This is a genomic window from Vibrio sp. zbq_1 (genome assembly GCF_043102935.1).
In the GTDB taxonomy this organism is placed as follows: Bacteria; Pseudomonadota; Gammaproteobacteria; order Enterobacterales; family Vibrionaceae; genus Vibrio; species Vibrio parahaemolyticus.
This window is the reverse complement of record NZ_JBICJH010000034.1, coordinates 1-6,272: the sequence shown is the minus strand read 5'-3', so window position 1 is coordinate 6,272 and position 6,272 is coordinate 1. Positions and strand designations below refer to the sequence as shown.

The 6,272-nt window shown below is 41.3% G+C and carries 4 protein-coding genes; all 4 read right to left on the bottom strand.

Annotated elements, in window-relative coordinates; all coding sequences use genetic code 11:
* Positions 1 to 109: 109 nt before the first annotated feature.
* Genes ACF8CV_RS16530 through ACF8CV_RS16515 form a run of 4 tightly spaced genes read right to left on the bottom strand, consistent with a single transcriptional unit; the run spans position 110 to position 6,097 of the window.
* Positions 110 to 598, bottom strand: a complete 489-nt coding sequence (locus ACF8CV_RS16530) for a hypothetical protein (RefSeq protein ID WP_023585567.1) — start codon at positions 596 to 598, stop codon at positions 110 to 112.
* 17 nt (positions 599 to 615) lie between these two features.
* The gene (locus ACF8CV_RS16525) at positions 616 to 2,634 is read right to left on the bottom strand and encodes a hypothetical protein (protein ID WP_276443845.1); all 2,019 of its coding nucleotides are present in this window, start codon (positions 2,632 to 2,634) and stop codon (positions 616 to 618) included.
* Positions 2,634 to 4,475, bottom strand: coding sequence for a hypothetical protein (locus tag ACF8CV_RS16520; protein ID WP_025795959.1), 1,842 nt, complete (start codon positions 4,473 to 4,475; stop codon positions 2,634 to 2,636). Before ACF8CV_RS16520 ends, ACF8CV_RS16525 begins: the two co-directional genes overlap by 1 nt.
* The gene (locus tag ACF8CV_RS16515) at positions 4,472 to 6,097 is read right to left on the bottom strand and encodes a site-specific integrase (protein ID WP_023585564.1); all 1,626 of its coding nucleotides are present in this window, start codon (positions 6,095 to 6,097) and stop codon (positions 4,472 to 4,474) included. The genes ACF8CV_RS16520 and ACF8CV_RS16515 overlap by 4 nt, the downstream gene beginning before the upstream one ends.
* Positions 6,098 to 6,272: the final 175 nt, after the last annotated feature.

The window sequence follows — 6,272 nt, the reverse complement described above, 5'->3', positions numbered from 1 at the left end:
TAAATTAGTGTGAGCAGGCAGGTTACAAAAGGTTTCTCACACCATTCACACAAAATATCACGATTAAGCAGAAAATTCGCAAAAGGTGTGAATTACTATCCTTTAAGATTCACACCTTTTTGTGGTGCTCATATTCCGCTACTTCAGCAGAAAGCTGCTCCTGAAGTTCGTAAATACGAAACATCAAGGATTTATTTAGAGTTTCGAGTTCAGTATTGATCGCTAGCGCCTCATCTCGTTCCCGCCGATACTCTTCCTTCAGTTCTTTTTCACGATTCAACTCAACTCTGAGCTTATCAACCTCACTCATATCCTCTGACTCAGTAGCCATTTGCTGAGATTGTTCAGGCTCATCCAACTTATCGTTGTATTTTTCGATTGCTGGTTTAGCGACATTTTCGACGAAATCCTTAAACTTATGGATATAGCTTCGCCCTAAACCCGCTTCATTGTTGATTTTATTAAGAGTTAACTGCCCCTTTGCTTTGGTGCGTAGAGGCTTACCATTCTGAAGACGGCACAGTGCCTTTTGCAGTTTTTCCAAAGCAGGAAGGGATTTCTCTTCTTGCTTCAGTTTTTTTAGTTCTTCTGTATTCATAATATCGGTTCAACCTCTTAACTAGCGCTATTCGAAATAATGTCATCTTTAAATGGCTTGTAAGGGATTTCGTGTGCCTTCAACGTCAGTTCCTCAACCTGAATTTTCTGCTTTAAACCTGTTAGAATCGAGCTTTTCAGTGGGTCGCCTGTATTTAGGTTCGTAAACTTAGCAATCAGTCGATCTCGTTGTTTAGCAATCACTTTAGCACCTTTATCCGAAACCACCTTATGCTCACACTCTTTGATTTCTGCACGAAATGACAAAGTCCCACACACTCGGTCACAAGAACCATTCGTACAATAGGCACCACTAGGGAGTTGCATAATATGAAAGTTCCCGCGACGAATGTTTTCCTCAATTTGCTCACGAGTCATGAAGATGCTTTCTCCTGCCTCTAGCTTCTTCATTCGGTCTTGCATAATTGCTTCACCTTTAGCGCCACTCAGGTGTTCACTTTGGTTAAAGATTTCATCAAAAATATCAACACCTAAATCAATACCTGCCTCTTTCAACTCTTCAAGGATTTCTTCATCCATCAGAAGGTCATTCATCTGCGCAAGTTCGGCATTGTTAGCATAGTAGCCAGACATGTTGATATTTTCGTGCTTGAACTGAAATTTAATTCCAGAGGCTGTACCAAATCCGTAGCGAACAAAAAATACCGCAAACGTTCGTCTGAAGTCATGAGAAGTCAAACCTGAATATGTACCACCAATTTTTAGCTCTCCCTCTCTTGTGGGGTTGAGCATATTAAACTCTTCAACATCTTCAGTGGTTGCCTTGTAGTCTAAATCTTTAATAAATTTTTTCAGTGACCTCCACGGTCTGAATATGTAGTTATTGCTTGCCTGCCTTGATAACTTCGGCACTAAAAACGCTGACTCCAACTGCCTTCTCATATGATTAATTTTTTCTTTGGTTTCACTTTGCCTTTCTTTTTCATCAACACCCTTTTGATAAAACGCTCGGTTAGCCGCCATCATGTCGCAGGCTAGCTCTAGTGCAACTTTAGCTACGGGATGCGATTGCCACGTAACAGTCTTAGGCTTAGCATTGTGACCTTTGGTTGTTTCCCCTGTAAGGACAGTAACTTCCTTATTATTAACTATGACCTTATCAGCACTATTGGCATTAAAGCTTACCGCCTCACCAATTCGAACACCTGAGAACCCCTGAGTAACGATTAGACAACTGACCAGAATATCAGAGAGCTGTGAACCATCTAACTTCACATCAAAGTCAGGAATGTCATGACCTATACGCTTCATAGCTTCGCGAACCCTTTTATGAATTGCCTTAGGCGACATTGACAGTTCATCACGCCCACTGCCACGACCGTCAGTGACAAGTCTTTCTCCTGACCACATTCGCTTATGTATATCATATGCCTGACTCATCACATGAGAGATGTCATGACGATAGGGGTGATATTTTTCGACAACTTCTAGGGCACGAGACAGGATGCGCTGGTACAATCGATGCGGAATAGCGACATGTTGTTTTGACCTACCACTGGATGCACATTTCATTAGTACCTTTGAATCAATGTAGACGTTTAGCAGCCCATACTCCGTCAGTTTGTTAAATGTCTGAAGAATTTGTTGAATAGAGCTAATGCCTAGTTTCTTTTGTTTCAGTTTACGAAGGAAAGATTTCAAGTCGCGATTATTTTCTAGGTTGTGCCATTCGGTACTACCCAAGCAGTCTGCGACATGCTGCAATGCATATTTTAGGCTATCCATATAACCGACTGATAAACGCGTTGAGTTTTTATCCTTGTAATGGTGATATATCTTATAGAGCGCATCCTGTATTCCGTTAACATATTCAGGCTTCGTTGTACGGAAACTCACGGTTAAACCATTTCGAACTCCAACCGTATGCGAGGGGGATAAATCCCACACCTCAACGTGGTATGGCTTATCTGTAGCATCGAGTTTATCTAAACCTTCCATTAAAAACGCCTTGGGAGACTTCTGAAAATGCGCTAATAAAGTAACGTTATTGTGAGTGTTACGTTTGTGATTATTCATTAAAATGCCTCCAGTAAGTCCATTAGGCTGTACCCATCACTGTAAAGCGGGTGAGGGGATTCACTGTGTTTTTCCTGTGCTTGGGCGTAATTATCAGGGGAAACCGCTTTAAATCGCGTTAGAATCGACTCTATGGTGTTGCACAACTTGTGAAACTTATCCGTTGGTAGGCTATTAATTGCGGGATAATCTTTCATTTGCTGTAATGTGTCATTAAATGACATCATCAACCAAATATCTTCTACCTCAGACACCAATCGATGATATTCACATTCAAAACAGCCGAGAAAGTCGGTACATTTTTTCTCTTCTGACTGTTTAATACCCATTTTTTCTAAATTTTTCTTAACGGTATTTGCTGCGCCTTTCGTCGCATCTTTACAACGAACACCAAGCGGCGTTTGTGCGTCATTTTCCCGTTCTTCTTTGCGTAGCCGCTTATAGTCATAATCACTCAACACATCGGCGTAGCTGAACTTTGCCTGACTAGCTGCCTCATGAGGGTCTGTTCCATTTTTCACAGCGTCATACAGGGCTTCATTTGACGCAGCAAGATTGCGTTGATGGTCACTTTCGTTGCCATGAGCATAACTAGCCTGAATCGTTTTAACGTCGTTATTTGCCGACATCGAGACTAGGTAAATATCTTCAGTCACCTTCATTAAGGTGTCGATTTTGGTTTGGCGCAATATCGAAGGATTAATATGGGCAAGCCCTAATTTTTTCGTAAGCTTATTTATTTTGTGTTGAGGATTGATTTGCCCCGCTTCGACACACCCTTTTATTTCACCCGATTTCATAAAGTAAGGAAAAACCCAATCAGTGCCTGACTCCTTCTGAAGCTCCTTGGAGATTTCCAACCATTGATGAAAGAACTCTTGAGTCTTTTTATGAAACCCCATAGATGTGTCAAAACCTAGATGTTTGGCGCGAGCTTTAGTCATATCAAAGTACACTTTCCCATCTGATTCATCTGTAAATCTCACATCGCTAAAACGAAGATTTAGGAGAGGGGTCGTGTTCTGCCCAGTGAAACAGAATGCCAAAATGGAAGTTAATCGAGAAAAATGATTACGGGTAGAATTCTCGGTATTCACAGCGAATTTAAAACTATTTTTTTGAGTGGATCTTTTTCTTACCGTCCATCCTTCTTTTTGAGCCACCTGATTAAACTTCTGTTCATCCCAAAAAGGATGAATCTCAGGCCGAGTCCCTTCAAGAAAGTGCTTTCTAAATTGACCAAAAGCCGCAATGAAACATCGAATTAACGGTTTGAACTCACCAGAAACATCAATCCCTTTGTGAGATTCAGTCTCTTTTTTTGCCCCTTTAATCGACTTTAGTCCCTTCGCTTCATGACTGCGGTTCTGGGATGTAAGAAAGAAACTCAACATATCCTTTGCAGCAGCCCACGTACCTTTCTTTTGTTCACCTCGGTTACATTTCTCTTGGTGATAGTCCATGTAGGCGTTATAAAGGTCTGGGTGAAAATAATCTCCTTCAATTGGTTCTCGTTGAGTGTTATCGAGCCAACGGATATAACCCCTTAATTGGTTAAAATGTCCCTTCTTAGTGCGATTGAAATCTGTTTTTAGCAGCAGGTAGACATCCCGAACAAAGCGCTCTCGACTCAACACAGGGATGTAGTCCACCCCCTTTATTTTTTCACCTTTTGGGGCGTAGTTAGGTGCGCCTTTATAAACAAGTTGACCAATATGGGCTGTAACCCCATCACACTTCAGTTTTAATTCTGACAAATGGAGCGGCTCAACCGTGGCGGCGGGTTGCCCATAAAAACCGTCATCAAGATGAACGGATTTAGAACGATTTTTACGACTCATTTAGATGCCTCACTTTTATAAGTTTTTTCGACTTCAGGGAGGTTATCTAATTCTTCTTCTTCATCGAACACACCGAGATAATCCAGTACATCCTCCCAAATTTCATCACCTGTCGGCTGCTCTTGGGCTATTTTCAAGTAAAGTAAGGTGGTAGATAGGTCTTCATGTCCAAGTAGTGCTGACACTCGTGCTAGCGCATCGTCAGTGTTCATTTTTTTCAACAACGTCCGAAAAATAGAGACAGCAAAAGTAGCGCGAAGGTTATGAACCACTGCATCAATATCATTGAGCAGATTCATCCCTGCGGTTTTTCTTACTTCATTCCATCGGGTGTTGATTTCTTCAAGTTTTTTAAAAAGCGGCACTCCTGAGTTGCTAATAAATAGATATTGCTTGTCCTCATCGACACCATCGACACCATCAAAATATGCATCATTGCCAGCCTCTCTCTCGATCACGCACCTCTCTCTAAATTTCTTTAGGCGTTTTTTGTACCTTTCTGAATGACTATATTCGTAAAGCTCAAGCATTAGTGAGCTAGGAATGATTGTGCGCCGAGACTTATTGTTGTAGCCACTAGGGTCTTTCGTGAGTGAGCCATATTGTTTACCGACACCAAGCCTCAACATAGCGGCTTTCGTATTAGGGCTTATAATCTGCCCTAAGTGCAAACTCGCGCCCTCTTCCTTACGAAGCCCTGTGTACCGAAGAAGGCGAAATAGCAAACAATACTCTTCAGGAAAACTGACCTCTTTTTCCTCACGCTTAACGTTCTTTAGGACTCGCTTAGTTTGAACAAGAATGTTCTTAATTTCCCTCCACTCACTATTCGTGAGTGGCTTTAACTCGCGATTAGAGTTAGGTAGCTTTCCGCCGTCATTTTTTTTCGACTTTGCAAACGTTAATCTAAGATCGGTAGTTTGAATTTCCTTGCGCTTGCGAGCTTTCATGTTAGTACCGCTGTTCTCCAAGTCGATCAGGACGGTTTCAAATTCAAATGGAGGGTGATTAAAACTCATGCCCTGCCTGAGGTGATACTTGTAAAAGTCAATCATTGAGCGCACGTATGACATTGCTGTGGTTTTAGCTAACCCTGTGCCATCGAGAGTAGTCCTTTGGACAGCACTTCTATACATAGTGGTGACACGTTGGTTTTTTCTAGGAGAAAAACTATCCCATGCAGGGCGGGAAGGGTCGGTTAAAGGATCGTAATCTTCGTTATCATATTTAGCGTCCCATTTTGCCTGCGCATCCAGAATGAAACGAAAGTAGTGAGTTAGGGCTTTGGAGGCTTGCTGAGCATCCTCTTTTTCATCGACAACGTGTTTTGCAAGGATGAACTCATTGACGTAATTCATTGGTTCGTAGGAAACCAAATCTCCTTTAACGAAAATTGGATTACCATGCTCATCTTTAATTGGTTTATCGTTCTCATCTCGCAGATTTACTTTCTCGTAACCAACCAGGCTCAGGAAGATAATCTTCTTAATGTGTGTATGATTTTCTTTGTTTCGAGAGTATTCGTATTGAGGCTCACCATTTTCATCAATGAACACTGATGGTTTTCGATAAGTGAAGTGCTTTATTGTTTTTGTCTTGATGTCGTAAATAATGTCAGTCACTTGAATATCGCCAATTAATTCTCTAGTTGCTGCTCAATTTATCACACCTTCTTACACAAAATAAGTGTATGGTTAGCAAATATTAAAATGGAGTTAAAAAAAAGCCTCACCATGTGGTAAGGCTCTCATAAATTCTCACTTTTATTCTTCATCAAAATCGTCGGGGTCTTCATAC

What these genes read in the sequence shown, in the direction of transcription:
- ACF8CV_RS16520 (WP_025795959.1), bottom strand. Translation starts at nt 4,475, where the DNA reads ATGAGTCGTAAAAATCGTTCTAAATCCGTTCATCTTGATGACGGTTTT.
- ACF8CV_RS16530 (WP_023585567.1), bottom strand. Translation starts at nt 598, where the DNA reads ATGAATACAGAAGAACTAAAAAAACTGAAGCAAGAAGAGAAATCCCTT.
- ACF8CV_RS16525 (WP_276443845.1), bottom strand. Translation starts at nt 2,634, where the DNA reads ATGAATAATCACAAACGTAACACTCACAATAACGTTACTTTATTAGCG.